At 62.0% G+C, this 26,998-nt stretch carries 31 protein-coding genes; 26 read left to right on the top strand and 5 right to left on the bottom strand.

Annotated elements, in window-relative coordinates:
* Positions 1–26: 26 nt before the first annotated feature.
* Positions 27–1,289, top strand: coding sequence for a site-2 protease family protein (locus tag KBY99_RS03280; protein ID WP_254997339.1), 1,263 nt, complete (start codon positions 27–29; stop codon positions 1,287–1,289).
* Here KBY99_RS03280 and KBY99_RS03285 read toward each other — a convergent pair.
* On the bottom strand, positions 1,196–1,981 hold the full coding sequence (locus KBY99_RS03285) for a lipoyl protein ligase domain-containing protein (RefSeq protein ID WP_254997341.1): 786 nt from the start codon (positions 1,979–1,981) through the stop codon (positions 1,196–1,198). The two genes, KBY99_RS03280 and KBY99_RS03285, sit on opposite strands and share 94 nt — an antisense overlap.
* A gap of 14 nt (positions 1,982–1,995) precedes the next feature.
* Here KBY99_RS03285 and KBY99_RS03290 point away from each other — a divergent pair, with 14 nt between their 5' ends.
* Positions 1,996–2,799: a sulfite exporter TauE/SafE family protein gene (locus tag KBY99_RS03290; protein ID WP_254997343.1), complete on the top strand. Its 804-nt coding sequence runs from the start codon at positions 1,996–1,998 to the stop codon at positions 2,797–2,799.
* Here the strand turns inward: KBY99_RS03290 and KBY99_RS03295 are convergent.
* Positions 2,779–3,261, bottom strand: a complete 483-nt coding sequence (locus tag KBY99_RS03295) for a CRR6 family NdhI maturation factor (protein ID WP_254997346.1) — start codon at positions 3,259–3,261, stop codon at positions 2,779–2,781. The genes KBY99_RS03290 and KBY99_RS03295 overlap by 21 nt on opposite strands.
* An 89-nt stretch (positions 3,262–3,350) precedes the next feature.
* Here KBY99_RS03295 and psaM point away from each other — a divergent pair, with 89 nt between their 5' ends.
* The 3 genes from psaM to KBY99_RS03310 all read left to right on the top strand — a co-directional run bounded on the left by psaM (position 3,351) and on the right by KBY99_RS03310 (position 5,049).
* Positions 3,351–3,455, top strand: a complete 105-nt coding sequence (gene psaM / locus KBY99_RS03300; RefSeq protein ID WP_106502470.1) for a photosystem I reaction center subunit XII — start codon at positions 3,351–3,353, stop codon at positions 3,453–3,455.
* A 322-nt stretch (positions 3,456–3,777) separates the two neighbouring features.
* Positions 3,778–4,041: a hypothetical protein gene (locus KBY99_RS03305; RefSeq protein ID WP_254997348.1), complete on the top strand. Its 264-nt coding sequence runs from the start codon at positions 3,778–3,780 to the stop codon at positions 4,039–4,041.
* Between the two features lie 27 nt (positions 4,042–4,068).
* The gene (locus KBY99_RS03310; protein ID WP_254997350.1) at positions 4,069–5,049 is read left to right on the top strand and encodes a protochlorophyllide reductase; all 981 of its coding nucleotides are present in this window, start codon (positions 4,069–4,071) and stop codon (positions 5,047–5,049) included.
* On the opposite strand, the gene KBY99_RS03315 is transcribed toward KBY99_RS03310, so the two are convergent.
* Positions 5,046–5,516, bottom strand: a complete 471-nt coding sequence (locus KBY99_RS03315; protein ID WP_396111710.1) for a hypothetical protein — start codon at positions 5,514–5,516, stop codon at positions 5,046–5,048. The two genes, KBY99_RS03310 and KBY99_RS03315, sit on opposite strands and share 4 nt — an antisense overlap.
* Positions 5,517–5,698: 182 nt before the next feature.
* On the opposite strand from KBY99_RS03315, the gene KBY99_RS03320 reads away from it, so the two are divergent.
* Positions 5,699–6,457 (top strand): BMC domain-containing protein, encoded by a 759-nt coding sequence (locus tag KBY99_RS03320; protein WP_106502471.1) that lies wholly within the window; start codon positions 5,699–5,701, stop codon positions 6,455–6,457.
* A gap of 58 nt (positions 6,458–6,515) precedes the next feature.
* Here the strand turns inward: KBY99_RS03320 and KBY99_RS03325 are convergent, their stop codons facing one another.
* Complete coding sequence (locus tag KBY99_RS03325; RefSeq protein WP_254997352.1) at positions 6,516–7,097, bottom strand: non-canonical purine NTP pyrophosphatase; 582 nt, start codon at positions 7,095–7,097, stop codon at positions 6,516–6,518.
* Between the two features lie 113 nt (positions 7,098–7,210).
* On the opposite strand from KBY99_RS03325, the gene KBY99_RS03330 reads away from it, so the two are divergent.
* From KBY99_RS03330 to KBY99_RS03415, 17 genes are all read left to right on the top strand, one after another.
* Positions 7,211–8,206: a sodium-dependent bicarbonate transport family permease gene (locus tag KBY99_RS03330; RefSeq protein WP_254997354.1), complete on the top strand. Its 996-nt coding sequence runs from the start codon at positions 7,211–7,213 to the stop codon at positions 8,204–8,206.
* 4 nt (positions 8,207–8,210) lie between these two features.
* Positions 8,211–8,492, top strand: coding sequence for a P-II family nitrogen regulator (locus KBY99_RS03335; RefSeq protein WP_106502474.1), 282 nt, complete (start codon positions 8,211–8,213; stop codon positions 8,490–8,492).
* Between the two features lie 230 nt (positions 8,493–8,722).
* Complete coding sequence (locus tag KBY99_RS03340) at positions 8,723–9,034, top strand: BMC domain-containing protein (RefSeq protein ID WP_106502566.1); 312 nt, start codon at positions 8,723–8,725, stop codon at positions 9,032–9,034.
* A gap of 64 nt (positions 9,035–9,098) precedes the next feature.
* Positions 9,099–10,508, top strand: coding sequence for a form I ribulose bisphosphate carboxylase large subunit (locus tag KBY99_RS03345; protein WP_254997356.1), 1,410 nt, complete (start codon positions 9,099–9,101; stop codon positions 10,506–10,508).
* A 153-nt stretch (positions 10,509–10,661) separates the two neighbouring features.
* Entirely contained in the window at positions 10,662–11,003 is a 342-nt protein-coding gene (locus tag KBY99_RS03350; protein WP_254941125.1) for a ribulose bisphosphate carboxylase small subunit, read from the top strand.
* Between the two features lie 117 nt (positions 11,004–11,120).
* On the top strand, positions 11,121–13,487 hold the full coding sequence (locus KBY99_RS03355) for a CsoS2 family carboxysome shell protein (protein WP_254997360.1): 2,367 nt from the start codon (positions 11,121–11,123) through the stop codon (positions 13,485–13,487).
* A 7-nt stretch (positions 13,488–13,494) separates the two neighbouring features.
* On the top strand, positions 13,495–15,000 hold the full coding sequence (locus KBY99_RS03360; protein WP_254997362.1) for a carboxysome shell carbonic anhydrase: 1,506 nt from the start codon (positions 13,495–13,497) through the stop codon (positions 14,998–15,000).
* A gap of 1 nt (position 15,001) precedes the next feature.
* Positions 15,002–15,283 carry a carboxysome peptide A gene (locus KBY99_RS03365; RefSeq protein ID WP_254941122.1) on the top strand — a complete coding sequence of 94 codons (282 nt, stop codon included), beginning with the start codon at positions 15,002–15,004 and terminating at the stop codon, positions 15,281–15,283.
* Positions 15,283–15,534: a carboxysome peptide B gene (locus KBY99_RS03370; RefSeq protein ID WP_254937079.1), complete on the top strand. Its 252-nt coding sequence runs from the start codon at positions 15,283–15,285 to the stop codon at positions 15,532–15,534. The genes KBY99_RS03365 and KBY99_RS03370 overlap by 1 nt, the downstream gene beginning before the upstream one ends.
* A 63-nt stretch (positions 15,535–15,597) precedes the next feature.
* Positions 15,598–16,227: a BMC domain-containing protein gene (locus tag KBY99_RS14855; protein ID WP_315857949.1), complete on the top strand. Its 630-nt coding sequence runs from the start codon at positions 15,598–15,600 to the stop codon at positions 16,225–16,227.
* A gap of 5 nt (positions 16,228–16,232) precedes the next feature.
* The gene (locus tag KBY99_RS03385) at positions 16,233–16,700 is read left to right on the top strand and encodes a bacterioferritin (RefSeq protein ID WP_254997364.1); all 468 of its coding nucleotides are present in this window, start codon (positions 16,233–16,235) and stop codon (positions 16,698–16,700) included.
* 22 nt (positions 16,701–16,722) lie between these two features.
* Positions 16,723–18,582 carry an NAD(P)H-quinone oxidoreductase subunit F gene (locus tag KBY99_RS03390; protein ID WP_254997365.1) on the top strand — a complete coding sequence of 620 codons (1,860 nt, stop codon included), beginning with the start codon at positions 16,723–16,725 and terminating at the stop codon, positions 18,580–18,582.
* Positions 18,583–18,592: 10 nt separating this feature from the next.
* Complete coding sequence (locus KBY99_RS03395) at positions 18,593–20,134, top strand: NADH-quinone oxidoreductase subunit M (RefSeq protein WP_254997366.1); 1,542 nt, start codon at positions 18,593–18,595, stop codon at positions 20,132–20,134.
* Complete coding sequence (locus KBY99_RS03400) at positions 20,134–21,273, top strand: CO2 hydration protein (protein WP_254997367.1); 1,140 nt, start codon at positions 20,134–20,136, stop codon at positions 21,271–21,273. Before KBY99_RS03395 ends, KBY99_RS03400 begins: the two co-directional genes overlap by 1 nt.
* Positions 21,274–21,318: 45 nt before the next feature.
* Complete coding sequence (locus tag KBY99_RS03405) at positions 21,319–21,576, top strand: 4a-hydroxytetrahydrobiopterin dehydratase (protein ID WP_254997369.1); 258 nt, start codon at positions 21,319–21,321, stop codon at positions 21,574–21,576.
* A complete protein-coding gene (cbbX, locus tag KBY99_RS03410; protein WP_254997370.1) occupies positions 21,573–22,499 on the top strand; it encodes a CbbX protein in 927 nt (308 codons plus the stop codon). Before KBY99_RS03405 ends, cbbX begins: the two co-directional genes overlap by 4 nt.
* 24 nt (positions 22,500–22,523) lie before the next feature.
* Positions 22,524–23,012, top strand: a complete 489-nt coding sequence (locus KBY99_RS03415) for a hypothetical protein (RefSeq protein WP_254941114.1) — start codon at positions 22,524–22,526, stop codon at positions 23,010–23,012.
* A 24-nt stretch (positions 23,013–23,036) separates the two neighbouring features.
* Here KBY99_RS03415 and dnaA read toward each other — a convergent pair whose 3' ends face one another.
* Complete coding sequence (gene dnaA / locus KBY99_RS03420) at positions 23,037–24,428, bottom strand: chromosomal replication initiator protein DnaA (RefSeq protein WP_254997371.1); 1,392 nt, start codon at positions 24,426–24,428, stop codon at positions 23,037–23,039.
* Between the two features lie 97 nt (positions 24,429–24,525).
* On the opposite strand from dnaA, the gene KBY99_RS03425 reads away from it, so the two are divergent.
* From KBY99_RS03425 to KBY99_RS03435, 3 genes are read left to right on the top strand one after another with little or no spacing between them, the layout of a single operon-like run.
* Entirely contained in the window at positions 24,526–25,650 is a 1,125-nt protein-coding gene (locus KBY99_RS03425; RefSeq protein WP_254997372.1) for a trypsin-like peptidase domain-containing protein, read from the top strand.
* The gene (locus KBY99_RS03430) at positions 25,647–26,264 is read left to right on the top strand and encodes a TIGR04282 family arsenosugar biosynthesis glycosyltransferase (RefSeq protein WP_254997373.1); all 618 of its coding nucleotides are present in this window, start codon (positions 25,647–25,649) and stop codon (positions 26,262–26,264) included. Before KBY99_RS03425 ends, KBY99_RS03430 begins: the two co-directional genes overlap by 4 nt.
* Complete coding sequence (locus KBY99_RS03435; protein ID WP_254997374.1) at positions 26,255–26,992, top strand: TIGR04283 family arsenosugar biosynthesis glycosyltransferase; 738 nt, start codon at positions 26,255–26,257, stop codon at positions 26,990–26,992. Before KBY99_RS03430 ends, KBY99_RS03435 begins: the two co-directional genes overlap by 10 nt.
* Positions 26,993–26,998: the final 6 nt, after the last annotated feature.

The following is a 26,998-nucleotide window of genomic DNA, read 5'->3' on the forward strand; positions in this document are numbered from 1 at the left end:
AGGATCAGACACCAAGACAGAGGGCAGTGGGAGAAGGCTGGCAAATTTTCAAAATTCGGGGCATCCCCCTACGGATCCACCCCAGTTGGTTTGTGATCTTGGTGCTTGCCACCGCGGCCTTCCAACAGCAATACAGCCTCACCCTCAAAGATCCGATGAGTGCCCCGGTGCTCTGGGGCCTGGGGCTGGTTACGGCAATGTTGCTGTTCGTTTCGGTGCTCCTACACGAATTGGGCCACTCCCTGGTGGCCCTGGCCCAGGGGGTTGAGGTGCGCAGCATCACCTTGTTCTTGCTGGGCGGCGTAGCCAGCGTGGAGCGCGAGTGCAGCACCGCCCGCGGCGCCCTGCTGGTGGCAGCTGCTGGCCCTGCCGTAAGCCTGGTACTGGGCGTGGGCCTGCTGGCCGCGACCCATCCAGCCGCCCATCTCTCCCCCCTGCTGGGCGCCATGGTTTCAGAACTGGGCACCCTCAACATGGTGCTGGCCCTGTTCAACCTGTTGCCCGGCCTACCGCTGGATGGGGGCTTGATTGTGAAGGCCCTGGTGTGGCAGGCGAGCGGTAGCCAGCGGCGCGGCGTGGAGGTTGCCAACAGCTGTGGGCGCTTCCTTTCCCTGCTGGCCATTGGCATGGGCACAGTGGTGTTGCTGCGCGGAGGGGGCCTCAGCGGCGCCTGGTTGATGCTGCTGGGCTGGTTTGGACTTGGGGCCTCGCGCAATCAGCGCCAAATGCTCGCCTTACAGCAAACCCTCAAAGAACTAAAAGTACGGGATGCGGCTGGGCGGCGATTTCGGGTGCTTGAGGCGGCAGGTCGGTTACGGGAACTGAGCCAGATGCGTGTCTCCCAAGCCAGCGAGGTCGACCAAGGTGACTGGCTGCTGGTCTGCGATCGCGGCCGCTGGCAGGGCTTCATCGACGACAAGCCCCTGCAACAACTGCCAGTGCAGCGTTGGGATACGGACAGCATCGGCGACCACATCCAGCCCCTCTCGAGCCTGCCCTCCATCCGGGAGTCGGCACCGCTGTGGCAAGCGGTGCAGCAACTCGAGGAAAGCGGCCGCAACCGGCTGCTGGTGCTAAGCCCAGCCGGCCTCCCCTGCGGCACCATCGAACGCCCCGAGCTCGGCGAGGCGGTGCTTGCCAAGTTGGGCCTGCGCCTGCCCACTCCCATGCTTGAGGCCGCCCGTCGCCAAGGCACCTATCCACTTGGCCTGGCCTTAGCCCAGGTGGTGCGCTCCATGGTGGCCTCTGGTGAAGCAAGCGAGGAGGGGCCAGCCAAAGCCAGCCCGTAACTGGCCTCGGTCGCTGCAATCTGTTCCCATTCCTCGCTGCTGAGGGGGATGGTCCTGTTACCGGCCGCCGCCGCAGGCAGCTCAGCCTGGGCCGCTTGGATCAAACGCAGCTCCAGCTCAGTGCGGTCAACGGGCAGAACTGGCAATTGGGGTGGCGGCCCGCCAAACACAAGCTTCCATAAGTCGGCGGGTGGCTCCAAAAGAATCGAGCCGTGCTGCAGCAGGCAGCCGCGGCGCCAGAGCTGGGCGCTGCCAACCCGCTTGACTCCGCTGGCGTGCCCTAGATCCGCAGCCGTACTGGTGGCAAAGCAGCTGCTGGGTTGTGGGCTGGCGGCCTGGCGGCCTGCCTGCAATGGCAGTCCCAATCCGGCAAAGCAATTCACAAGCCAGGCGCAAGCGCTGCCGTACGTCTCCTGACGCGATAGGGGGGGATCAGGCCACACCAGGGCGTAGGTGAGCTCTCCGGCGTGGAGCACGGCACGGCCGCCACTTGGTCGCCGCACCAAATCGATCACCCCCGCCGCTGCCAGCGCCTGCCAATGGGGTTCTATGCAGCGCTGGTGAAACCCCAGCGACAGGGTCGGGTGCTGCCAGGAGTAGAGCCGAAAGGCCGGTGCCCGTTGGTCCAGCAGCAGGCTGTCTATCGCCATCTGCCTGGCTCCCGGATGGCAGCTGCTGGGCAGCAGCCGCATGGCTGGGAGGGTAGATGCTGGAGAGTGATCCATTCCGCCAGGTTGCTCTGATGTTGTGGAGCCTGTTGCCCTATCTGCCCCTTGGCCTGCTGGCGGGTCTGCTGTCGGGAGTGCTGGGCATCGGCGGTGGGCTGGTGTTTTCACCCCTATTGCTGCTAACCGGACTTGATCCGCACCAGGCCCTGGCCACCAGCACCCTGGCGATCGTGCCCACCACCCTGGGTGGCACCTGGGCCCACCTGCGCAACCGCAGCCTTCCCTGGCGCGGGGGCTTGGCGATTGTGCTGGGTGCAGGCCTCGGTGCAGGCCTGTTCAGCCAGGTTGGGCTGGTGCTCCATGGCTGGATGTTGCTCGCAATGCAGGCGTTGATGTATGGAGGACTGGCCTTGAGCTTTCGCCCCCCGTCGGCGCAGGCTGCCATCGATACCGCCAGCTTGAAGCTGGCGGGTTTGACAGCCACCGGCATGGTCGCAGGCATGGCCACCGGCTTGCTCGGTCTCGGCGGTGGCCTGGTGATGGTTCCCCTGATGGTGCAGCTGATGCAGGTGCCAATTCACCTGGCAATCCGCTTCAGCACCCTGGCGGTGCTCACCTCCGCCTCAGTCGCCTCAACCACCTTCCTGCTGGATGGCCGAGCACTGCTGCCGATCGGGATGCTCCTAGGAGGCACAGCAGCTGTAGCCGCCCACTGGTCGGCCGCCAGGCTGGATCGGGTCAGCGACGGTCAGCTGACGTGGCTACTGCGGGCTTTAACTTTCATACTTGCGCTCGACAGCGGTCGCAGGGCCCTGGCACTACTACTGAGCCGCCCCGGCTGAAAGTGGCGCCCAGAAGCCTCCGTCTAGCTCGTAGCCAAGCACCGCAGCCATCTGGGCTAAGCCCTGACGGCAACTCAAACCGTGCAGGCGCGCCCAGGCGTCAAGGCTGAAAAGCCTGTGGGTGATCCAAAGCTCCAGGGACTCGGGGGCAAAACGGATGCCCTCCGTGCGGCTGAATTGGTGGGGCAGCACCATCGCCACGTGGCGGGTGAGTTGGCCGCCGCCACGCTCCAGCAGCAGGGGCAGCCAGGGAGCTTCCGCATCGGCCCGCAGGGACCAAAGCCGCAACTCGGCAATTTCCGACAGCTCCCGGGGGTCGTCGTCGGCACGGGGCCAATTGAAGTGAAGCTCCAGGGAACCAGCCTGCTGGACAAGGGCATCAGGGCTAAGGCTGAACCAGGGCTGGAGAGCTGCAAGATCCAACTGGCGGATCTGGCTCTCGGAAATCTCCACAGGGGCCATCAAGAGCTGTGACAGCAGGGCGGGACAAGCTGGACCGTAGCCACCTAAGGGCAAAGAATGGGGCGAATCCAGTTGCTTGCTGCCCTCCCATGGTTTCCACTCTCAGCCAGGCCGAAGTGCTGATTGCCCTGGTGGTGGCCGCCCATGCGGGCGTGCTGGCCGTTCGCCTCTGCTTCAGCCTTTACAAAGCCTGAGAAGCTGGCCATTGCTCCTTGGCAAGCCTTACCCCTTGGCAAGTTGCACCTGGCTAGCTAAAAGCATCTAGGCCCCAGCGGGGTTTGATCCCTCGTTGCCCCCATGCCGCCTCTCCACCCATCCAGTTATCAGGCCAGCCAAAATCTGCCCTTGCGGCGAGAAAGAAAGCCGCTTTCTGGTGCGGATTCCAGGCCTGCTTCCCTCCGCAAGCCAGGGTCGCTACCCGATCCTGCGTCTCAGCCTGATCCCCAGATAATTACTGGCGGTGAAGCAGCCGCACTGCAAGCCCTCTCAAGTGAGCGGCAAGAATTGCTCTGCAGCGTGATCGGACTGGCTCTCAAGGTTGGCCTTGTTGTGGTCGCTGGCGTCAGCCTGGTACGACTTGCCACCGCTTATCAGGAGCGGATGGAGCGCCAGGGTGAGCTCTCAGCGGTGCTCGGCCTTGAACGGGCCAAACTCTCCAAAGCACGCGAACGCTTTGACCATCTGTTCATGGTGGAAGGGGAGCAGCGGCTGATCCGCGAGCAAAATCAGTGGATTGCCCCCAATCGCCTTCGGGTGGTTTGGCAGCAGCCCACCCCGTAGGTTGGGGCACCTGTCTCAATTCACTTGATGGCCGCAATAGCAGCCGCCGGAACGGTTTTGATCACCGGCACCACCTCAGGGGTGGGCCTCAATGCCGCAAGTGCCCTCGCCAAACGCGGCTGGCATGTGGTGACGGCCAACCGTGATCCCGTTAAAGCCGCTGCTGCCGCAGCCAGCCTGGGGATTCCTGCAGAACAGCTCAGTCATCTGCGTTTTGACCTCGGCGATCTCGACAGCGTTCGGGTGGGAGTCGAAACTTTGGTGGCGTCACTGGGACGCCCCTTGGATGCCCTGGTGATCAATGCGGCTGTCTACAAACCGCGGCTAAAGCAGCCCGAGCGCTCCCCGCAGGGCTACGAAATATCGATGGCCACCAATCACCTGGGGCACTTTTTACTGATTCAGCTACTGCTGGGTGACTTGCAGCGCTCAAGCCACCCCTCGCGGCGGGTGGTGATTCTTGGCACCGTGACGGCCAACTCCAAGGAACTGGGCGGCAAGATTCCGATTCCAGCTCCAGCGGACCTGGGCGACTGTGCCGGCTTCAAGGCCGGATTTAAGGCCCCTATCGCCATGGCCAACGGCAAGGCCTTCAAACCTGGCAAGGCCTACAAAGACAGCAAGCTCTGCAACATGATCACGACCCAGGAGCTGCATCGTCGTCTGCACGAAAGCACCGGCATCGTTTTCAGCTCGCTATACCCAGGCTGCGTTGCCGACTCGCCCCTTTTCCGCAGCACGCCGCAGGCGTTTCAGACTATTTTTCCTTGGTTCCAGAAAAATATCACCGGCGGATATGTAAGCCAGGCATTGGCAGGAGATCGGGTTGGCCAGGTGGTGGCCGATCCAGATTTTTCCGCCTCGGGTGTGCACTGGAGCTGGGGCAACCGCCAAACCAAAGGGGGACGGCAATTCAGTCAGGAGCTCTCCGACAAGGCCAGCAACCCTGAAACGGCGCAGACCTTGTGGGAGGAATCAATGAAGTTGGTGGGGCTGACGCCGGCCTAAAAGCGGCGGCGGAAGGCATCGTCGCTGCGGCTGGATGCTTCTTCAGCGAGGCTCAATTTCCAGACGTTGCGGCTAAGGCGGCGGGCCTTGAGGCCGCCTCGCTCAACCGTTTCACTGGTGGGGCGGGCACCAAGCAGCTGACTCACCTCGGAAGTGCTGAGGGGTGCCCCGGTCTGGACGGCCAGCTGGGTGAGCTCGAGGCGTTGCCGCAAAGCAGCCAGATCGGCCTGGCCACCGTCTTCGGCCTCCGACCAAAGCCATGGCAGGTCGTGGGCCGAACCGGCCATCTTCTGCATCAATCCCATACCGATGAAAGCCAGTGCTTGCTCCGGCTTGACTCCCTGGGCTGCTGCCTGGGCCATCCATTCAGGCATCGAAGCACTGTTGACAGTGTCTCCAGCGGGCATGGGTTCGGCCTGGGCAGCCTGGCTGCGAGTGGAGCTAGAAGCGGTGCGGCGGGTGGCCATGGACGTCCCCTGAACGTTGGCCGGACGGTACCGGCTCAGCCGCGATGGGCAAGGGGCAGGGGGCTTCAGGGTTAAGATCCAGCCGCAGCAAAGCCGATGTGAGGGCTAGCTGTTCGAAGGATTTTCCCTTGCCATCCCGCCTTCCCTCCCGAGACGAACTGGCGCTGCGCCGGCGTCGGGAGATGGCGCTTGGCTCAAGCTCAAGTGGCGGCACCCAGATCACTGGCACCCGGGTGGGCAGCGACAGCTCAGGGGCCAGTTGTGTGATTACCACCGACAGTGAGGGCTCCCGGCTGGCACGCCAATCCAGCCATGTGCAGTCGATTGAGCTGCGCACATACGTATTTCTTGATTCGCTGCAGCCCCAGCTAGCTGCCTACATGGGCACGGTTAGCCAGGGCTTCCTGCCCATTCCCGGTGACGCCTGCTTGTGGCTGGAGGTATCTCCGGGCATGGCTGTGCACCGGGTCACCGACATTGCCCTCAAGGCCAGCACGGTGCGGCTTGGCCAGATGATCGTGGAGCGGGCCTTCGGCTCCTTGGCGCTCTACCACCGTGATCAGAGCAACGTCCTCCACTCCGGCGACGTTGTGCTTGAGGCCATCGGCAGCCGGGTGGAGCTCCGCAGCCGTTGCGAGGTCAGCTGGACCGAGATCATCCGGGCGATCACCCCAGACCACGCCGTGCTGATCAATCGCCAGAACCGGCGCGGATCGATGATTCAAGCGGGGATGAGCATGTTCATCCTGGAAACCGAGCCCGCCGGTTACGTGCTGATCGCAGCCAATGAGGCAGAAAAGGCTTCCAACATCACTGTGGTGGACGTGAAAGCCGTGGGCGCCTTTGGCCGTCTAACCCTGGCGGGGCGGGAGGGTGATGTGGAGGAGGCAGCCGCCGCCGCGATGCGGGCTATCAGTCATATCAACAACAAGGCCAGCTGACCCAGGGGCTTGCTCTGACAATTGAGCTACTGGCAATTGAGTTATTGGCAATTGAGCATTAGTTGCTCAGCTCCAGCAGGCGGAGCAACTTCGGGGCAAGCGCCCGAGCTGCCTTGCCGCGGCTGCCGAGCTTGGCCTTGAGGTGGGTGCCCATCAGGGCGTAGGAGCATCCTGCCTCGCGCACATAAAAAAGGCTGTCGTAACCAGGGCCATGACCCTGGGGAGCGCGCAATATCTGGCCGCGGCAGATCCCCTCGGCCTCGGCCCTGGTGGTGCCGGATGGATCGGCCAGGGCCATGGCGCTGCGGAAGCTGGCTCCGCGATAAAGGCTCTCGCCTAGTTCTTTCAACAGACGGTGAATCCGCTCGTGGTCGGTGGGGGCGTATCGGGCCGAAAAAACACCCGGAGCTCCATCCAGGGCATCCACCTCGATGCCTGAGTCGTCGGCGAGGGCCCAGTGGCCGGTGATGCGGGCAACAGCCTCGGCTTTGAGACGGGCATTAGCGAGGTAGGTCGCTCCCGTTTCTTCAATATCGAGACCGGGCGGCTGGGGCAGGACATCCAGCTCAACCAGCTCAAGCATCGCGCCGATTTCGGCCACCTTGTGGGGGTTGCCACTGGCCACGACCAGGATCGGCATTCAGCAGGAATCGGGGCAAGTCATTGTCCCCCAAGGAGGTGTCTATTTCCTGCAGCAGACCTACGGTTGGTAAACGCCTTGGCCCCCGCGTGATTGGGTTCCAGGGGTGACCGATGGACCCAAGCCTGATTCTGCAGAACCTGGTCAGCCCACCGGTGCTGTTTTTTTTCCTTGGCGTGACCGCCGTACTGGTGGGATCGGATCTGGAAATTCCAGCCCCAATCCCAAAGCTGTTCTCCCTCTATTTGTTGCTCGCCATCGGATTCAAAGGTGGCTTGGAGCTGGAGCACAGCGGTCTCGGTGGCCAAGTGCTGCCCACGATCGCCGCCGCCATGGCGATGTCGCTACTGGTGCCTCTCTACAGCTATCTGGTGCTTAAAACCAGGCTGGATGGGTTTAATGCTGCCGCCATTGCCGCCACCTACGGATCGATCAGCGCGGTGACCTTCATCACCGCCGAGAGCTTTCTGGAAACCCAGAACCTGCCCTTCGATGGCTTCATGGTGGCTGCCCTGGCCCTGATGGAATCGCCGGCCATCATTGTGGGACTGCTGCTGGTCAAATTGGCAGCCCCCACCCAGCAAGCAGCGGGGCCGAAGATGGGCTGGAGCTCCGTGCTGCGGGAGTCATTTTTAAATAGCTCGGTATTTCTGCTGGTAGGGAGTCTGGCGATTGGCTTATTGGTTGCAGCTTTCAGCCCAGCCAGCATCGACAAAATGCTGCCATTCACCGACAAACTTTTCTATGGAGCCCTCAGCTTCTTCCTGTTGGACATGGGGATCGTTGCGGCCCAACGGATCCGAGATTTACGACAAGCGGGAGCCTTTCTGATCGGCTTTTCGGTGTTGATGCCACTTTTTAATGCCCTAGTAGGCACCCTGATCGCCCGAGGTCTGGGCCTTGGACCTGGTAATGCTCTGCTGTTTGTGGTGCTGTGCGCTAGCGCCTCCTACATCGCGGTACCAGCAGCGATGCGAATGACAGTGCCGCAGGCCAATCCCAGTTTGTATATATCTACAGCGCTGGGAGTCACATTTCCCTTCAACATCATTGTTGGCATTCCCCTCTACATGGCCATGATTAAGGCCTTGCTTCCCACTGCCGGATAAATCAATGAAACGCCTCGAACTGATCCTCAGCGAGCGGGAGTTGGACGCGGTGATCCAGGCAATGGAAATAGCGGGTGTGCCCGGTTACTCCGTAGTCAGGCACGTCACCGGCAAGGGTCCGCATGGCTCCGTGTCCGAGGGCATGGAATTCAGCGGTCTAGGCGCCAATGCCCATGTGATCGTGTTCTGCGAAGCGGATTTGCTGGATGCACTGCGGGCTGCCCTGCGCCCCCTTTTGACCTACTACGGCGGAGTGGCGTACGTCACAGACGCCGAGGCCCTCTAGATGCTGGGCAAGCAAATTTTGATCAAAACGGGTTTGGTGGGGCTGGAACCCCTTGCCAGCACTGCAATGGCAAGCATTGCCTAACGTTTTGTGATGCACTGATCAGCCTGCCTTATCTAAAGGCGACGCAACAGTGATGGTCGGTTCCGGCTGAATGGCTTGACGGGGGGTTTGGCTGCCGACCATGGTTGCGAGCGAACATTCAACCCCACCTCCACCAGGAGCAGGTAATGGCAACTGAATCCATGGGCATCGCCCTCGGCATGATCGAAACTCGGGGGCTGGTGCCCGCGATCGAGGCGGCTGACGCCATGACCAAGGCCGCCGAAGTGCGCCTGATCGGTCGTGAATTCGTCGGCGGCGGTTACGTCACCGTGATGGTGCGCGGTGAAACCGGCGCCGTCAACGCAGCTGTGCGCGCCGGGGCCGACGCCTGCGAGCGCGTGGGCGACGGTCTTGTGGCAGCGCACATCATTGCGCGCCCCCACCGCGAAGTGGAGCCTGCCCTGGGCAACGGCAACTACGCCGGTCAAAAGGACTGAGTCGCTCAGCGCCTGACGCGTTGATCTATCTCAATCCCTTACCCGCCCAAATCGGAGAAACTCCATGAGCAAGAAGTACGAATCCGGGGTCAAGGAGTACCGCGACACCTATTGGACTCCTGATTACATCCCCCTAGACACCGACCTGCTGGCGTGCTTCAAGTGCACCGGCCAAGAAGGTGTTCCCAGGGAAGAGGTTGCCGCTGCTGTGGCCGCTGAATCCTCAACCGGCACCTGGTCCGCCGTGTGGTCCGAGCTCCTCACCGACCTCGACTTTTACAAAGGCCGCTGCTACCGCATCGAAGACGTTCCTGGCGACAAGGAAGCCTTCTATGCCTTCATCGCCTATCCCCTCGACCTGTTCGAAGAAGGCTCCATCACCAATGTGCTGACCTCCTTGGTCGGCAACGTGTTCGGCTTCAAGGCCCTGCGCCACCTGCGTCTGGAAGACATCCGCTTCCCGATGGCGTTCATCAAGACCTGCATGGGTCCCCCGAACGGCATCGTGGTTGAGCGCGACCGTATGAACAAGTACGGCCGTCCTCTCCTGGGCTGCACCATCAAGCCGAAGCTCGGCCTGAGCGGTAAGAACTACGGCCGGGTTGTCTATGAGTGCCTACGCGGCGGTCTGGACTTCACCAAGGACGACGAAAACATCAACTCCCAGCCTTTCCAGCGCTGGCAGAACCGTTTCGAGTTCGTTGCTGAAGCTACCAACTTGGCTCAGCAGGAAACAGGCGAGAAGAAGGGGCACTACCTCAACTGCACCGCTGCAACTCCTGAAGAGATGTATGAGCGCGCCGAGTTCGCTAAAGAACTGGGCCAGCCCATCATCATGCACGACTACATCACTGGTGGCTTCACCGCTAATACCGGTCTTGCCAAGTGGTGCCGCAAGAACGGCATGTTGCTGCACATTCACCGTGCCATGCACGCTGTGATTGACCGCCATCCCAAGCACGGTATTCACTTCCGAGTGCTGGCAAAGTGCCTGCGTCTCTCCGGTGGTGACCAGCTGCACACCGGCACGGTGGTCGGCAAGCTGGAGGGTGACCGCCAGTCGACCCTCGGCTATATCGACCAACTGCGCGAATCCTTCGTCCCCGAAGATCGCAGCCGCGGCAACTTCTTCGACCAAGATTGGGGCTCCATGGGCGGCGTGTTCGCCGTGGCCTCCGGCGGTATCCACTGCTGGCACATGCCCGCACTGGTTGCCATTTTTGGCGACGACTCGGTGCTGCAGTTCGGTGGTGGTACCCACGGTCACCCCTGGGGCTCAGCTGCTGGTGCTGCTGCTAACCGCGTGGCTCTCGAGGCCTGCGTCAAAGCCCGTAACGCCGGTCGTGAAATCGAGCGCGAAGGCCGCGACATCCTTCTGGAAGCAGCGAAGCACAGCCCTGAGCTAGCCATCGCCCTGGAGACCTGGAAGGAAATCAAGTTCGAGTTCGACACCGTCGACAAGCTCGACACCTGAAATCGTCAGTCTGAGATGGTGAGTGGGTCAGGCAACTTGCCTACTCACCTCCCAGAACGGAAGATTCAGATCTAGAGATTAAACTAATCTCTACGAACGAGATTAAGAGCCTTTCATATAAGGTTCAAACATTCCATCCACACAAGGATCCCCATGCCTTTCAAGAGCACCGTGGGTGACTATCAAACAGTCGCCACCCTGGAGACATTCGGCTTTCTACCGCCGATGACTCAGGACGAGATCTACGACCAAATCGCTTACATCATCGCCCAGGGTTGGAGCCCGCTCGTTGAGCATGTCCATCCCAGCAACTCCATGGCGACCTATTGGTCCTATTGGAAGCTGCCCTTCTTCGGCGAGAAGGATCTGGGTGTGATCGTGAATGAGCTTGAGGCTTGTCACCGCGCCTATCCCGACCACCACGTTCGCTTGGTGGGCTACGACGCTTATACCCAAAGCCAGGGTTCCTGCTTCGTGGTTTTCGAAGGACGCTGATCCCAGCCCTTCCGGGGCTCGAGCCATTGGCCTGAGCCCCAACTCTTTTCCTCTGCGGGCTAGTTCGCGCTGCGAACTGGTCAGCACCTTTTCAGATATTCCATTCGACGGGCGGACATGGCCAGCTCATCCAGCCGGGAAGCAGCTCTAGAGCGCCGCAAGGCCCTCACCAACGGTGGCAAAAAAGCCGCCAACCGGTTCACTTCCGGTCCGAGCCGTGTGCGCTCGGTTGAAGACGCTCGCCCCACCCGCACAGCCCCAGCGATGGAGGCCCCAGCATCGGTGGCCAAGGCTGCCCCGGCCGTGAACGCCCGGGGTGCTGCCTCCCAGCGCAGCCTTGCGGCACCCACCGGCTCCAGCCGGACGAGCCAAGCCCGTCCAATCGCAAATCCCAGCAGAGATTTGGTGCTTGCCCGACGGGAAGCCCTTTCCAAACGCGGCAAACGTGCCGACACCTCCAGCGACCGCACCCGCACGGACCTGGCCAAAATTGCACCAAAAGCCCAGGCACCTGCAGCGGAAGCCAAGTGCAAATGCCAGGGCGAAACCGCTGCTGCACCGGCCCTAACAAGCCTCAGTAATCGCACTAGCCAAACAACTAGTAGTGGTGCCGATCGCCGTGCCACAGCCAAGCGGCTCTCCCAACTGGATCCCAGCCGGGCCCTTGTGCTCGCCCGCAGAGAAGCTCTCTCGAAGCGTGGTAAGTCAGCTAACGCGCCCAAGAGCACTACAGCCGCGTCGGTATCCCGCCAGGGCAATCCTGATATGAGCGCCCGCGAACTTTCCCAGAAGGTGCGTGAACTGCGGGCCAAGGTTGGCAGCGCTGGTTCCAGCAGAGCTGGCGGCACCCGCCCCTCTGGCCCAAACCGCCACGGCGCCAAACAGGCAGCAGCCGCAGAAGCCCACTGGAAAGTGGGCGTGAGCGAAACCAGCTCTGGCCAGGTGGTGACCGGAACCCAGGCCAATCGCTCAGAGAAAACCACTGGTAACGAAGCAGCTACCTGCCGTGCCATTACGGGCACCGAGTATCTCGGCGCCGAAGTGTTCCAGACCTTCTGCCAGAGCGCTCCGGTGGCAAGCCAGCCAGCCAAGGTTCGCGTCAGCGCCACCACCCACGGCAACCGGGTCACTGGTAATGAGGTCGGTCGCTCTGAAAAGGTGACCGGCGATGAGCCCGGTACCTGCAAAAACATCACTGGAACCGAATACGTTTCCGCCAATCAGTCAGCAGCCTTCTGCGGCACCTCCACCCCCAGCCCTAGTCCGCGCAAGGTTGGGCGGAGCCAGACCCAAGGCGGCCAGGCTGTTTCCGGTGTGATGGTTGGTCGCTCAAACCTTGTCACGGGTGACGAACCCGGCTCGGGCAAGCAGCTCACCGGCTCCCAGTACATATCCGATCAAGGCCAGGTGACCGGACGCGCACCTACCAAGGTTGCAAGCTTGCATACCCTTCGGGGCACGGGCATCACTGGCACCCATGTGGGCCGCAGCGAGCATGTCACCGGTGATGAGCCCGGCAGCTGCCGCCTGGTAACTGGTGATGAATACGTCGGCAGCCAGCAATACGCCGATTTCTGCGGCAGTAAGCCCGAGCCGGAGGCCGCCAAGGTGGGCTTCAGCGTCACCAATCGGGCCCAGGTTGTCAGCGGAACCCACACTGGCCGCTCCTCCAATGTCACCGGCGATGAGCCCGGCACCTGCAAGGTCGTAACCGGCACGCCCTACGCCGGCCTTGAGCAGGCAGGGGATTTCTGTAACAGCAAGTCTGTCGCCGAAATTCGTCAGCGCACTCCGGTGCGGGGCTCTAACCGCATGAGTGGCATACAACCAGGCATTGGCGGTGTCCTCACCGGTGCCGGCCGCGGGGCCTGCGAATCCGTCACCGGCACTCCCTATATCGGTGGCGATCAACTCGCCAAGGTCTGCGGTGCAGCCGCAGCCCAGGACTCCGACTTCCCCCAACCCCTGGCGGGTAGTCAGCCCTGGCAGCAATTCAGCATCCAATCCCCGGCTCGCTCAGCCCAGGTGGGGCGAGAACCAGCTGGGGCGGTAACCGGCACCAGCTACGAGCAGGGCAGCAGGATTACCGGCCCTTTTGACCTGGCCGGTGACATGGTCACCGGCACCGAGCAATTCCGTTTCGACCGTCGCGGCAGCAGCCAAATCGCCCGGGGCCCCATTGAGGTTCCTGTGAGTGTTGACGAGGATGCCCGTCCAACCTCCAGGGTTACCGGCGAAGGCATTTCTGCTGGCTTGAAGATCACTGGTGATGACTGGGATCGAGGTGATCGGGTCACCGGCACCGAGGGTGTTTCAGCTCGGCGCCGCAACCCCACCCGGCCAGGCTCGAAGACCTCGATGCCGGCCGCCCTCCAGCCGAAGCGCAACGAGGAGCGTCCCGAGCCGATCTGCCGTGTCACCGGTTCCAGCGGCAGTACCACTGCCGGCTCCCTGATCACGGTTTCCGGCGGCGCCCGCGGTTGATTTCCTGATGCCCCGACGCCCTCTTGCCACTGCCTATCGCCCGCTGGCTCCGACGGCTCCCCGCCGTCGGCCAGGTGCCGCTGTCGCGAGCGAGCTAGTGGCGACTGGCTTGCATCCGCTTAGCGATGGCCAGCTCAATGGGGTCCTGAGGGCCTACGAAGACCAGGTGAAAGGGGCATTTGATCGCATTGTGCCCTTGCTCAAGCGCCTCTCAGCCCTGCAGCACGAGGCTGATTTCATCGAGCAGGCCCAGCGGCTGGCTAGGGCCGAACTGGGCTTCGAGTTGCCGCTGCCCATTCTCGAAAAGGCCTGGGTGAGCCAGCTCGACATGCGCACCTTGTTCGCCTGGTGTGTATTTGAAACCTACGAACAAACCAGCGACGCTTTCTTTCAGCACGATCCCCTAGGAGGCAAGCCTGGCAGTCCCGCAGCCGAGGCCTTCAATGAGTTTCTACTGGCCTGTGGATTCCACCTACTCGACGCAACCCCATGCGCTGACGGGCGCCTGGCCCATGCCATGGCCTACGCCCTGCGAATTCCATTCAGTTCGGTGCGGCGGCGTTCCCATGCCGGTGCCCTGTTTGACGTTGAAAACACGGTCAACCGTTGGGTTAAAACGGAACATCGCCGCTACCGCGAAGGTCAGCCCAATTCGGCGCACGAAGACACCCGTTACCTCAAGGTGGTGCTCTACCACTTCAGCTCAAAAGATCCCCTGCATGAGGGCTGTGCTGCGCACGGCAGCGATGACGCCTTGGCTGCCTCCTGTGGCCTAGCCCGCCTCAAGGATTTCCAGCAGGCCGTCGAAAACAGCTTCTGCTGTGGTGCCTCAGTAGATCTGTTGCTACTCGGCATCGACACCGACACAGACACGATTCGCGTGCATGTGCCGGGCATTGATGGCAGCACCAATCTGGAAAGCTGGCTGGATGCCCAAGCGGCCTATGAGTCCACCCGCCATCTCAATGCGGTTGAGGGCCGTGCCCGCATTCAATCGCTGGTGGAGCAGGCAGCGGCCAGCAGTCCCGATCCGGGCATGGTGAAGCTGATTGCTCGCTTGATCGAGAACAACATCTCCCAAATCGATTACGTGCGCCAGTACCACCGAGGCAGCTACGGCGATGCTGGCCATGCGGAGCGCTTTATCGGTGTGGGCATAGGCTTCAAGGAGATCCACCTGCGCAATCTCACCTATTTCGCCTATATGGACACGGTGGAGGAGGGAGCGCCGGATTTAGATGTAGGCATCAAGATTTTCAAGGGCTTGAACGTTTCTCGGGGCCTGCCTGTGCCAGTGGTCGTGCGCTTTGATTACAACGGCCAAGTGCCCGGGGCGAGGCAGCGAGCGATCCGCAATTGCCAGAGGGTGCAAGCCGCCATGGAAAACCGCTATCCCGAGTTGTTTGAGCAGGGCCTATTGCATGCTCTGCTTACCGTGCGGGATCAAGACCGTCACACCCCAGCTGAAGCTGTAGGTTCCACCATCACATTCGCGAGCGGAGGAGGGCACTGACATGTTGATCTGCAAGGTGGTTAAACCACTGGTGTCTACCAATCGCATTCCAGATTTTGAGCACAAGCACCTGCAGGTGGTGCTCGATGGCAGCACTCAGAAAGTGGCAGTTGATGCGGTGGGTTGCGTGCCAGGCGACTGGGTGATCTGCGTCGGCAGCTCAGCTGCGCGTGAGGCTGCTGGTAGCAAGTCGTACCCGAGCGATCTAACGATCGTGGGAATCATTGACCACTGGGATCCTGATGCTGGCAAGGCGCAAGCTCCGCCAGGAGGGGCTAGCTAATGGAAATCATGCAGGTTACCGGCTCTTTGGTTTGCAGCCAGCGGGTTGCTGGATTAGATCACTCCAATCTGCGCGTGCTTCGCACCGCTAAGGGCAAGCTGAGCGTTGCGGTAGACCCTGTCGGTGCATCCCCAGGTAACTGGGTATTCACCGCCAGTGGCTCTGCCGCCCGCTTCGCCTGTGGCAACCCCGAGGTGCAGACCGATCTGACGATCGGCGGAATCATTGATTTCTGGGAGCCCGATGGCTAGGTGGCCCGGGTAGCTAGCTGCCCGATCGACCTGTCATCACTCCAGCCCCCATACTCCTGAGCCATGGCCACCCCCACCCCTAAATCCACCACCAGCGGAGCTGCTGCTGCCAAACCCGCCCCCGCGGCAGCGGCAGCCAGCTCCACATCGGTGGCTGCAGCGGCGGCGGCCAGCTCGACCCCACCTGCAGCGGCCCCCAAAGCCCTGCCGGCGGCGGCAGCCCAGTCCCCTGCGGCGAAAGCCGTAGCCAAGCCAGCTGCCTCGACAGCGCGCCGTGCTTCCAGCACGACCCGCCGCTCTAGCGCCAGCTCAACCGGCGCCCGTACTGGTGCCGGCAAGGGCGCCGGCACCACCCCCCCAACCACTCCTTCGCGCAGCAACGCCATGGCTCCTTCCATTCAGGGCATCGCCCTCGGCATGATCGAAACCCGTGGCCTGGTGCCGGCGATTGAAGCCGCAGACGCCATGACCAAGGCCGCTGAAGTAACCCTGATCGCCCGTGAGTTCGTTGGCGGCGGCTACGTCACCGTGATGGTGCGCGGCGAAACAGGTGCGGTGAATGCAGCAGTGCGTGCCGGCGCTGATGCTTGTGAGCGCGTCGGTGACGGCCTGGTTGCTGCCCACATCATCGCCCGTCCCCACAGCGAAGTGGAGCCTGCCCTGATCGCAACTGCTGCCACCCGTCGCCTCTGATGGCCATGGGCGCCGTTCATCCGCGCGTCCTGGGTTACCTCGGCCGCGCCCTGAGCTTGGAATTTTCCGCAGTTCAGCAGTACATGACCCAGGCCTCCCTAGTGGAGCTCTGGGGTGATGGTGATTCGGCTGCCCGGTTTCGACGCGAAACCGTGGAAGAAATGCAGCACGCCGAACGCCTGGTGCAGCGCATGCTTGCTCTGGGGGTGGCTCCTGCCGCATCCCAGTTGAGGCCCGTTGCCCATGCCGCCGACCTGGTCGGACTGCTCCGGCTCAATCTCGCCCTCGAAAACGACCTGATCCATCACTACGCCGAGGCTGTTCGCTTTTGCGTTTTGGTGGGTGATGGCGCAAACGAAGTCCTGTTCAGGAGTCTCTTGAAAGACGAACAGCACCACGGCGAAGATCTGGGGGCCTGGCTGCGCAGCCTTGGCTACAGCCCCAACCCATCGATGGAACGGGCCACCTTCTGAGCCGACCGACGCCCATCCCCCCTTGTTCGCCCCACCCCTGCCACTTTCGATCCAGCTGGCCTGGTTGATCCCCCTCTATGGGTTCAGCGGGATGGTTTTGTCCCTGCCGTGGGCTGCTGGATGGATCAAGCGTCACGGTCCTCGCCCGGCGGCCTATCTCAACCTGATCGTCACGCTGTTGGCGGTGGTGCATGGCACCTTGATCCTGCAGCAGGTTTGGCTGCTGGGTCCCCAGCACATCGAGCTGCCCTGGTTTCAGGCTGCCGATCTCGACCTGCGCATTGGCTTCGACCTATCCCTGACCAATCTGGCCGCCCTGGAGTTGGTGACCGGACTGAGCTTGGTGGGTCAGGTTTTTGCCCTGGGCTACCTGGATAAGGAGTGGGCCCTGGCGAGGTTTTATGCCCTGGTGGGTTTCTTTGAAGGCGCCCTTGCCGGAGTTGTACTGAGCAGCAATCTGTTCATGAGCTATTTCCTGCTGGAAATGCTCACCCTTTCCACCTATCTGCTGGTGGGGTTCTGGTATGCACAGCCGCTGGTCGTTACGGCGGCCAGAGACGCCTTTTTGACCAAGCGGGTTGGCGATGTCTTGCTTTTGATGGGAGTAGTCGCTCTCTCAGCCTGGGCTGGCTCGATGGAATTCGACGACCTTTACGTGTGGGCAGCAGAAGCCCATGCCAATGGCTCCCTAACCCCGCTTGCGGGCACCCTGCTCGGGCTGGGCCTCATCGCCGGCCCCATGGGTAAGTGCGCCCAGTTCCCCATGCACCTCTGGCTTGACGAGGCCATGGAGGGTCCAAACCCTGCCTCGATTCTGCGCAACTCCGTAGTTGTGACAGCTGGAGCCCTTGTGCTGCTCAAGGTGATGCCGCTGCTGCAGTTTTCACCTCTTGCCGTTGATGTGTTGCTGGTGGTGGGCACAATCAGTGCCCTGGCTGGTGCCCTGGTGGCGATCGCCCAGGTCGATATCAAGCGTGCCTTCTCCTACTCCACAACCTCCTATCTGGGCCTGGTTTTCATCGCAATCGCCCTGCAGCAGCCTGCTATTGCCCTGTTGCTGTTGTTTGCCCATGGCCTGGCCAAGGCCCTGCTGTTCATGAGTGTGGGCAGCGTTATCGCCACCACCAGCTGCCAGGACCTCACCGAGCTGGGTGGACTGGGCTCACGCATGCCTGCCACCACAACCGCCTACCTGGTTGGTGGAGCGGGCCTGGTGGGTTTGCTGCCCCTTGGCTGCTTCTGGTGCTTCGGCCTGCTAGTGGAGGCGCTAGGCCGCACCGCACCATTTTTCGCCGCAGTTGTGCTGATCACCAATGCCCTGACAGCCTTCAACCTCACCCGGGTATTCCGGCAGGTGTTTATGGGAGCGCCACTGCCGAAAACTAAGCGGGCCCCTGAGGTGAACTGGCTGATGGCCTTACCAATGGTGAGTCTGACTGTGCTGGTAACCCTGCTACCAGCCTTGATGGCCCGGATAGATCCGGTACCTGGCCTTGCCTCCTTCCCCCTGCCCCTAGCCACTGCAGTGGTAGCAAGCGGGGTGGCTGGAGTAATCGGCGGCTGCCTGGCGCCGTTGCACAAGTTCTGGTCCCGATCCATGTTCCAGCCCCTGCGGTTGCTCCAGGATCTACTGGCATACGACTTCTACACCGAGCGCATCTACAAGGTGACGATTGTGGCAGCGGTAGCCGGCCTGGCTAGATTTAGCAACTGGATCGACCGGGCCCTAGTGAATGGCTTTGTCAATGGCATTGGCAGGCTGTCCCTGGCGAGCGCTGAAGGGCTGAAACTCTCGGTTAGCGGCCAGCTGCAGACTTACGTCCTGACGGTTTTGTTGGCCATCGTGCTGCTGCTCACCTCGCTGCAGTGGTTGCACGGATGAGGAGCACTCAATGCTGACCTTGCTACTGCTGATCCCCTTTGTGGGAGCTCTAGTCCTGGCCCTCTGGCCCGGCAACCCTGCGCCCGGACGCATGCGCACCGTGGCCCTGGTGGTGCTTGGCCTGCAGTTGGTCTGGAGCCTGCTGGTGCTGCTCCGCTTCGACACCGGCCTCAGTGGCATGCAGCTGCAGGAGTCATTTGTCTGGGTCGGCAGCATCGGCCTCGATTACCGGCTCGGGGTCGATGGTCTGTCGATGCCGCTGGTGCTGATCAATTCAGCTCTCACCTTGGTTTCGGCGATCTGCACCCGCGACATTAACCAGCGGCCCCGCATCTACTTCGCCCTTTTACTGGTTATCAGTGGCGCAGTCAACGGTGCTTTCTTAGCCGAAAACCTGCTGCTGTTTTTCCTGTTCTATGAGCTGGAACTGATCCCTCTCTGGTTTCTGATCAGCATCTGGGGCGGCGCCAACCGGGCCTACGCGGCTACAAAGTTTCTTATTTTTACAGCCGTCTCGGGAATTTTAATCCTCGGCGCATTCTTGGGCCTCTCCCTGTTAACCGGCAGTGTGGACTTCAGCCTCACCCCGGTCACCAGTGAAAGGCTGGCGATGGGAGGTCAGCTGGTGCTACTGGGGGCCCTGCTAGTGGGATTCGGCATCAAGGTGCCCCTATTCCCATTTCACAATTGGCTGCCCGATGCCCACACCCAGGCCTCTACACCTGTGTCAGTGCTGCTGGCAGGGGTGCTGCTGAAGCTGGGCACCTACGGCTTGCTGCGCTTCTGCATGGGTCTTTTCCCGGAAGCTTGGGCCCTGCTTGCGCCGGGATTGGCCATCTGGGCAGCAGTTTCTGTGCTGTTTGGCTCCCTGGCAGCTATCGCCCAGCAGGACATGAAGCGGATGGTGGCCTACAGCTCCGTGGGTCACATGGGCTACATCCTGCTAGCCGCTGCAGCTGCCACACCGGTCGCCCTGCTCGGGGCGGTCTTCCAGATGGTGAGCCACGGTCTGATTTCAGCTCTGCTTTTTCTGCTGGTGGGCATTGTGTATCGCAAGACGGGCACCCGGGATCTCTCGGTGCTGCATGGTCTGCTCAACCCGGAAAGGGGTCTGCCCTTCACAGGCACGCTGATGATTTTGGGGGTTATGGCCAGTGCCGGTATGCCTGGCATGGCCGGCTTCATTTCGGAGTTCATGGTGTTTCGCGGCAGCATCACCGCCTTCCCACTGGCGACCTTGCTTTCGATGGTTGGTTCGGGCCTTACGGCGGTTTATTTTCTATTGCTCGTTAATCGCGCCTTCTTCGGCCGCCTGGCAGTGACACCGGCCAGCGATGCGATTTCCGATGGTCGCCTCGATGTGCGCCTGGCCCCAGTGGCGCCCCGCGAAACCATTCCCGCCATGGGGCTGGCCTTTGCTGTGGTGGCCATCGGTCTGCTGCCCTCGGGCCTCGGTAAGTTGAGCGAGGTCGCTTCCACCTCCATGGCCCAACTGCCAGCTCTGGTGGCCGCCCTGCAACTGGCAGCCCTGCATCCATGGGGGGTGGGCTAATGCCAATCATCTCTGCCGAACTGGTCCACGCTGGGGGTAGGCCTGCTGCCGCAGAACTCGAACAGCAGCTACTCAGCGGCCAGACCCTGCTCAGCGAATCCGCAGACCACCTGATCGAAGTGGTGGATGTGCTCAAGAGCTACGGAGAGGTGCTGGATGCCTACAGCATCAACCTGATCTTCCAAGCCGAGCAGCAGTTCCTGCTGCCTTTCCCACTGTTCAAATACCTTGACGGTGACAAAAACCCAGCCAAGATCTGGAGCCACCTAATTCACGACCGGATCAACTTCGAATACGCCGAATATTGCATGAAGTCCATGCTCTGGCATGGCACCGGCGGCCTTGATGCCTATCTGGATTCCGATGCGTTTGCGGCCAACTGCGCAGCGATCATTCGCCGCAAGACCCGGCTTGATCCCTTGCTGGCCCTACTCAACCCCCTGTTCAGGGGCTTCCTGCCCGAGCTGATTCGTACCGCGGCCACCACCCACGCTCTCGGTCAGTTTTGGCGGGTAATGAGCGATCTTTTCATCGATCTGGCCGAGGCTGAGGCAGATGGCAGGGTGGCCAGCATCGACGCTGTGGTCGAGTTCATCAAGGACGGACTTGTCGTCGCCGCTGCCAACCCGATCACCTACGGAGTGGAGGTTGACGGCGAACACTTTTGGGTGTTGCCACCGGAGGCTGGTCTTACCTTTCTTGTGGATGTGGCCGTGCCCTATGTGGAGGCTGTCTTTCTGCGGGGCATGCCGTTCCTGGGCACGGTTAGTTTCAACGCCCAGGCCCAGCAGATCTCACCGGACCAGGCGCAGTTTGCCTACGGCGCCCTATTTGCCGACCCCCTACCGAGCATGGGTGCCGGCATTCCACCCAGCCTGCTGATGCAAGACATGTTCCGGCATCTGCCGGAGCGGTTGCACCAGTGGTATCGCGAGCGCACTCGGGGGGAGGGAGATGTGCGGGTGAAAATCTGCATGAGCTTCCAGAAGTCGATGTTTTGTGTCACCAATGCGGCGATACGTGGCACCTTCCCCCAGCCGCTCAATAGCAGCGAACCAGCAGCCCAGGCAGCAAACCGCGCCTATGCCGCAGCCTGGGCCTCCCGCCTGGCCACTGCCCGCACTGATTGCCTTGACTGATCTTGCCTTGACTGAGCCCCAAATGACCTGTTTTAGCTTCAAGTAATGGACCAACCCTGGACCCCGCGCCCCAAACCCGAGCAGGCCGAAAGGCTGGAGCGGCGCATTGAATTCAGCGACTACGCCACCACCAGAGACTTTCTGGAGCGGCTCAATGCCCTCTGCGAGACCGAACAACGCTTCCCTGATATCAGCTTCGGGCGCACCTACGTGAACCTGACCCTGCGCGCCGAAACTGAAGACTCCCCAATCGAACCAGGAGACTGGGCCTTCACAGCAGCCATTGATGCTCTGGTCTGTTGACTTTCCCAGTCCCCGGCAACGACACGCTGATTGATCTACAGGCGGCCTATGAAGGAGCAGGCATTCAGGCGATGCTAGATCAACTCGACTTGGAGCTGATTGGCCTACGGCCGGTGAAGGCGCGCATCCGAGAAATCGCTGCCTTACTGGTGGTCGACAGGGCCAGGCAGCAAGTGGGGCTCGAGACCAAGCCGCCAAGCCTGCATATGTCATTCACGGGGCGACCGGGCACGGGCAAAACCACAGTTGCTGCCCGGATGAGCAAAATCCTGCACGGTCTCGGCTATGTGCGCAAAGGCCATGTGGTGACCGCTACCCGCGACGATCTGGTGGGGCAATACATCGGCCACACCGCGCCAAAAACCCGGGAAATGCTCAAGAAGGCACTGGGCGGCGTGCTCTTTATCGATGAGGCTTACTACCTCTATCGACCAGAAAATGAAAGGGATTACGGCGCCGAAGCCATCGAAATATTGCTGCAGGTAATGGAGGGTAATCGCGACGACTTAGTAGTAATTTTTGCGGGCTACAAAGATCGAATGGATATTTTTTATCAATCTAATCCAGGGCTCTCATCCCGTGTAGCAAACCATATCGATTTCCCGGACTACAGCGCCGAGGAACTGCTTGCCATTGCCCAACTGGTGCTAGCCGCCGAAAACTACCGCTTCAGCCAGGAGGCCACTGCAGCTTTTGCTGACTACATCCACCGGCGCATGCAGTTGCCCTTCTTCGCCAATGCTCGCTCCATTCGTAACGCCATTGATAGAGCGCGAATGCGCCAGGCCAACCGCCTATTCAGCCGCATCGGTAGCCCCCTAACCAAGCTCGACCTGATGACGATCGAGGCAGAAGACATCACGGCCAGCCGTGTATTTGACGGTGAAGTCGAGGGACTAGACCCATCTAGGCCCCTAACCTAAAATCAGAGCTGATTTGATCGCCCCATGTCACTTACACGCCTTACTGCAGCCGGATTTGCCCTGGGAGTGGCCCTTTGGGGCGGCAGTGCCGGTGCGGCCCCCACATGCACCTTTCTGCAACCGGTTGGGGGAAATGGCAGCTCACGGATCGTGTCCAAATCGGTGGGAGCGGCCAAGGTCACCCCGATCGGAATGGCCTTCGGTCGCACCAACTGGAACACCGACTTTCTGGTGGACCAGCCCTACACCAGCTTCAAGTTCTTTTTCACCGCCAACAGCTCGGACCCCAAGGCCAAGTACCCCGTTGAGGCCTACATGAAGTTCAGCGATGGCTCAAGCCTGCAGATGTTCAATACAGAGATGAATCCGCCGATGGGCACAGGCAAAATGTTCGGCCCCTTTGCAAGCGTGCCCGGCAAGCAGGCAACCCAGATGAATTTCAAAGTAGGGGCAAGCAAGGATCCCGGTGCCTTGGGCTTCAGCTATAGGATTTCAGTGCAGGGGTGCCGCTAAATTTAATATAATTTAAGCAGAGCTTTAACGACGCTTTCGGGAGTCTATCTGCAGCAGGTCTCGCACCTGCTGCACTTGGCGTGAAAGAACCGGATCGCTATTTAGTTTGCGGTCGATTTGTTCAACGGCATACATCACCGTGGAGTGATCCTTGCCACCAAAAGCCTCGCCGATGCGCGGCAGGCTCAGATTGGTGCTCTGGCGCATCAGGTACATACCCACCTGGCGGGCCTGGCTGACGGCTCGCTTGCGGCTAGCGCTGCGCATCTCTTCTACGCCCACACCGAATACCTCGGCCACCTTCTCGATTACTTGGACCGGCTTCACTTCCACATCCCCACCACCGGGATCGAGCATGGGGGCCACCGATTCCACCGTCATCGGCAGGCCGGTGATCGAGGCGAAGGCCACCGCCCGGGTTAGTGCCCCTTCCAGCTCGCGGATGTTGGAGGTGAAACGGCCGGCGATGAACTGGATCAGGTCGCGGGGCAGCACCATCTGCTCCTGCTCGGCCTTCTTGTGCAGGATCGCCATGCGGGTTTCCAGGTCTGGAGCCTGGATATCGGCAATGAGGCCCATCGAGAAGCGGGAGATCAGCCGCTCCTGCAATCGAGGAATCTGGGACGGAGGGCGATCGGAGGCAATCACGATCTGGCGGCCCGCCTCGTGCAGGGCGTTGAAGGTGTGGAAAAACTCCTCCTGGGTGTATTCCTTGCCCTCAATGAATTGAATGTCGTCCACCAGGATCAGGTCGGCGGCGCGGTAGCGGTCGCGGAAGGCCTGCATGCCGTCCTTGCGGATCGCCTGGATCAGGTCATTGGTGAAGGTTTCGGTGCTCACATAAAACACCCGCGCCTCGGGGTTGATTTCAAGTCGGTAATGGCCGATCGCCTGCATTAAATGGGTTTTGCCCAGCCCGACTCCACCGCACAGAAATAGGGGGTTGAACTCCCGGCCCGGTGCCTCGGCTACCGCTAGGGACGCAGCGTGGGCCATGCGGCTGTTGGGTCCCACCACGAAGCGGTTGAACACGTAGCGGGGGTTGAGGCCCGGCGCCAATTTTCGGGGCGTCTCGCCCGTAGCACGCGGCGCGGCATCACGACTGTTCACGGCCACCGGAGCCAGAACCGCCGCCGCACCACTGGCGGACGCCGCAATGATGTCATCACCGCTGGCTGCGGAAACCCGAACCTGAACCTGGCGGCCGGCGATCTCACTGGCAACCGCCTCGATCGTGCCGAGGTAGTTCTTGCGCAGCCAGCCACAGGCAAAGCTATTGGGGGCCTCAAGCTGGAGCTGGCCGGCCTCAAATCCCTGACAGCGAGCCGGTCGTATCCAGGTCTCAAAGGTGGGCTTGCTGAGGTTGGCCTGCAGAGCCTGTTGAACCTGGTGCCACAGCTCCTCTCCCTGCTGCACCGAATTCCGCCGTATCGAAGGAGCCGAATCTACGCATGGTTGCGCAGCAGGGCCGTCTTTAATGAAACGGATTCAGACCTGGCCCAGTTCCATCCCCATGCTCCGCCTCTCCCCCCGCTGTCGAGCTGCGCTAGTCGCCCCTGCAGCGCTGCTGCTGGTGGGCTGCAGCCAAGGGCTGCCTGGGCTGCCTGGCCGCCAGAGCACCCAGACACCGATCAGTGATGCACCCCCAACGCCGTCGCTGCAGCAGGGCAACACCCTGATCGTTGATGCGGTGGCCAAGGTGGGGCCAGCCGTAGTGCGAATCGACACCGTCAAGCGCCTGGTGAACCCCTTGGGCGGCCTGTTTGGCCGCGGGCCCACCATTCAGCAGCAGCAGGGCCAGGGCTCGGGCTTCATTACCCGTTCTGACGGAGTGTTGCTCACCAATGCCCACGTGGTGGAGGGAGCCAGTGAAGTGACCGTGACCCTGCCCGATGGCCGCAGCTTCACCGGCAAGGTGCTCGGCAGCGATCCGCTCACCGATGTAGCGGTAGTGAAGGTGGTGGCTTCCAAGCTGCCGGTGGCTCCGCTAGGAGATTCCTCCAGAGTGCGCCCGGGCGAGTGGGCCATCGCCATTGGCAATCCGCTGGGCCTTGATAACACCGTCACAGCTGGAATCATCAGCGCGATCCAGCGCACCAATGCGGTAGGTGAGGGCCAGCGCGTGCCCTACATCCAGACCGACGCTGCCGTGAATCCCGGCAACAGTGGCGGCCCCCTAATCAATGACCGGGGTCAGGTGATCGGCATCAATACAGCCATCCGTCAGGCCCCAGGCGCCGGGCTGAGTTTTGCGATCCCAATCAACGTTGCTCGCCAGATCGCCGCCCAGATCCTCGAGAAGGGCTCCGCCAGCCATCCCTACATCGGCGTACGACTGCAGGCCCTCACGCCCCAGTTGGCTAGGGAGATCAACGCCAGCACCGATGAATGCCGGCTTCCCGAGGTGAATGGGGTGGTGGTGGTGGAGGTGATGCCCGGCAGCCCAGCCGCAGAGGGTGGCCTCAAGCCCTGCGACTTGATCGACCAGGTGGGAGGCAAGGCCGTAAAGAACCCCTCCGAGGTGCAGCTGGCCGTGGACCAGGGCCGGGTGGGTCAGCCCCTGGCCGTATCCCTGCGTCGCGGCGACGGCCGGCTGACCCTGCAGCTAAAGCCAGCAGAACTGCCTCGCCAGGGGTGAGTGCTACCTGCAGTCGCCAGCTGATCGTGATGGCCCGCTGGCCGGCTCCGGGCCGTTGCAAGCGACGCTTGGCCCAGGAGCTTGGCGCAGCCAGGGCCGCCCAAATCCAGGCGCGGCTAACAGTGCACACCCTGGCGGCGGCTAGGGACGCCCGCCAGGGTCACGGCCTTGAACTGGTGCTTGCCGTTGAGGGCTTGGGTGGCCTCGCCGCCAGCCGTTGGGGCAAGGCGCTCGGGGCGGACAGAACCGTGCTGCAGGGACGAGGGGCTCTGGGATTGCGCATGCAGCGCCAGTTTCAGCGTGCCGCCAGGGAAGGGGCCAGCAAGGTGGTGCTGATCGGCAGCGACCTGCCCGAGCTCGAAGCCAGCGACCTTTCAGCCGCCTTTACGTCCCTTAGGCACTGCCAGGGGGTGTTGGGCCCGGCCCTCGATGGGGGCTACTGGTTGATTGGGCTGCGGCGTCCCGAGCCGGAGCTGCTCGCAGGCATCGCCTGGGGGGGCGCGCAGGTGCTCGAGCAAACCCTGGCGGCAATGGCGCGTCGGGGCCTGGAGCCGGAACTGCTAACCCGACGCGGCGACCTCGACTGGGCCAGGGACCTGCTGCCATGGCGCTGATCACCCCAACCATCACTCCAACCATCACCCCAAAAATCTCCGTGGTGATTGCCGCCCGCAATGAGGCGCCGCGGCTGCCTCTGTTGCTGGCCGATCTGGCGGCGGGGTGGGAGTTGCTGAAGGAGATTGTGGTGGTGGATGGCGGCAGCGCCGATGCCAGCGCCCGGGTGGCGGCCCTAGCCGGTGCCCAGGTGCTGGCCAGCCCCCCCGGCAGGGGGAGGCAGTTCTGCTTGGGAGTTGAAAGCAGCGGCGGCTCCTGGCTACTGCTGCTGCATGCCGATGCACGCCTGCCAGAGCGCTGGCAGCAGGCCGTGGCACGGGCCATCGACCGCGATGGGCCAAAACAAATCGATGCGGCCTGGTATTTCGACCTGAGGATCGCTGGGGCTGGCCTTGGCCTGCGGCTGGTGGAGGCGGGAGTAGCGCTGCGCAGCCGCTGGCGGCAGCTGCCCTATGGCGATCAGGGCTTGCTGCTGCCCCGATCGCTGCTGCAGCGGGCAGGGGGCCTGCTGCCCTTACCCCTGATGGAAGACCTGGCACTGGCGCTGCGGCTGCGGCACCACTGCCGGCTACGGCCGCTGGGTGCCCAGCTGAGGGTTGACGGTCGCCGCTGGCAGCAGCTGGGCGTATGGCAGACGGCACTTAGCAACGCCCAGCTGCGGCGGGCCTGGCGGCGGGGCGGCAGCGCCGAGGAGCTAGCTAGCAGCTACTACGAAGGGGGTTCATAGAAGCCG

Source organism: Cyanobium sp. Maggiore-St4-Cus (genome assembly GCF_024345615.1).
GTDB classification, from domain to species: domain Bacteria; phylum Cyanobacteriota; class Cyanobacteriia; order PCC-6307; family Cyanobiaceae; genus Cyanobium_A; species Cyanobium_A usitatum.

Excerpts from the sequence above, each read along its gene's own strand:
- KBY99_RS03285 (WP_254997341.1), bottom strand. The coding sequence starts at position 1,981 with ATGCGGCTGCTGCCCAGCAGCTGCCATCCGGGAGCCAGGCAGATGGCG.
- KBY99_RS03290 (WP_254997343.1), top strand. The coding sequence starts at position 1,996 with ATGCTGGAGAGTGATCCATTCCGCCAGGTTGCTCTGATGTTGTGGAGC.
- KBY99_RS03295 (WP_254997346.1), bottom strand. The coding sequence starts at position 3,261 with ATGGCCCCTGTGGAGATTTCCGAGAGCCAGATCCGCCAGTTGGATCTT.
- psaM (WP_106502470.1), top strand. The coding sequence starts at position 3,351 with ATGGTTTCCACTCTCAGCCAGGCCGAAGTGCTGATTGCCCTGGTGGTG.
- KBY99_RS03310 (WP_254997350.1), top strand. The coding sequence starts at position 4,069 with ATGGCCGCAATAGCAGCCGCCGGAACGGTTTTGATCACCGGCACCACC.
- KBY99_RS03315 (WP_396111710.1), bottom strand. The coding sequence starts at position 5,516 with ATGGCCACCCGCCGCACCGCTTCTAGCTCCACTCGCAGCCAGGCTGCC.
- KBY99_RS03320 (WP_106502471.1), top strand. The coding sequence starts at position 5,699 with ATGGCGCTTGGCTCAAGCTCAAGTGGCGGCACCCAGATCACTGGCACC.
- KBY99_RS03325 (WP_254997352.1), bottom strand. The coding sequence starts at position 7,097 with ATGCCGATCCTGGTCGTGGCCAGTGGCAACCCCCACAAGGTGGCCGAA.
- KBY99_RS03330 (WP_254997354.1), top strand. The coding sequence starts at position 7,211 with ATGGACCCAAGCCTGATTCTGCAGAACCTGGTCAGCCCACCGGTGCTG.
- KBY99_RS03335 (WP_106502474.1), top strand. The coding sequence starts at position 8,211 with ATGAAACGCCTCGAACTGATCCTCAGCGAGCGGGAGTTGGACGCGGTG.
- KBY99_RS03340 (WP_106502566.1), top strand. The coding sequence starts at position 8,723 with ATGGCAACTGAATCCATGGGCATCGCCCTCGGCATGATCGAAACTCGG.
- KBY99_RS03345 (WP_254997356.1), top strand. The coding sequence starts at position 9,099 with ATGAGCAAGAAGTACGAATCCGGGGTCAAGGAGTACCGCGACACCTAT.
- KBY99_RS03350 (WP_254941125.1), top strand. The coding sequence starts at position 10,662 with ATGCCTTTCAAGAGCACCGTGGGTGACTATCAAACAGTCGCCACCCTG.
- KBY99_RS03355 (WP_254997360.1), top strand. The coding sequence starts at position 11,121 with ATGGCCAGCTCATCCAGCCGGGAAGCAGCTCTAGAGCGCCGCAAGGCC.
- KBY99_RS03360 (WP_254997362.1), top strand. The coding sequence starts at position 13,495 with ATGCCCCGACGCCCTCTTGCCACTGCCTATCGCCCGCTGGCTCCGACG.
- KBY99_RS03365 (WP_254941122.1), top strand. The coding sequence starts at position 15,002 with ATGTTGATCTGCAAGGTGGTTAAACCACTGGTGTCTACCAATCGCATT.
- KBY99_RS03370 (WP_254937079.1), top strand. The coding sequence starts at position 15,283 with ATGGAAATCATGCAGGTTACCGGCTCTTTGGTTTGCAGCCAGCGGGTT.
- KBY99_RS14855 (WP_315857949.1), top strand. The coding sequence starts at position 15,598 with ATGGCCACCCCCACCCCTAAATCCACCACCAGCGGAGCTGCTGCTGCC.
- KBY99_RS03385 (WP_254997364.1), top strand. The coding sequence starts at position 16,233 with ATGGGCGCCGTTCATCCGCGCGTCCTGGGTTACCTCGGCCGCGCCCTG.
- KBY99_RS03395 (WP_254997366.1), top strand. The coding sequence starts at position 18,593 with ATGCTGACCTTGCTACTGCTGATCCCCTTTGTGGGAGCTCTAGTCCTG.
- KBY99_RS03400 (WP_254997367.1), top strand. The coding sequence starts at position 20,134 with ATGCCAATCATCTCTGCCGAACTGGTCCACGCTGGGGGTAGGCCTGCT.
- KBY99_RS03405 (WP_254997369.1), top strand. The coding sequence starts at position 21,319 with ATGGACCAACCCTGGACCCCGCGCCCCAAACCCGAGCAGGCCGAAAGG.
- KBY99_RS03415 (WP_254941114.1), top strand. The coding sequence starts at position 22,524 with ATGTCACTTACACGCCTTACTGCAGCCGGATTTGCCCTGGGAGTGGCC.
- KBY99_RS03425 (WP_254997372.1), top strand. The coding sequence starts at position 24,526 with ATGCTCCGCCTCTCCCCCCGCTGTCGAGCTGCGCTAGTCGCCCCTGCA.
- KBY99_RS03435 (WP_254997374.1), top strand. The coding sequence starts at position 26,255 with ATGGCGCTGATCACCCCAACCATCACTCCAACCATCACCCCAAAAATC.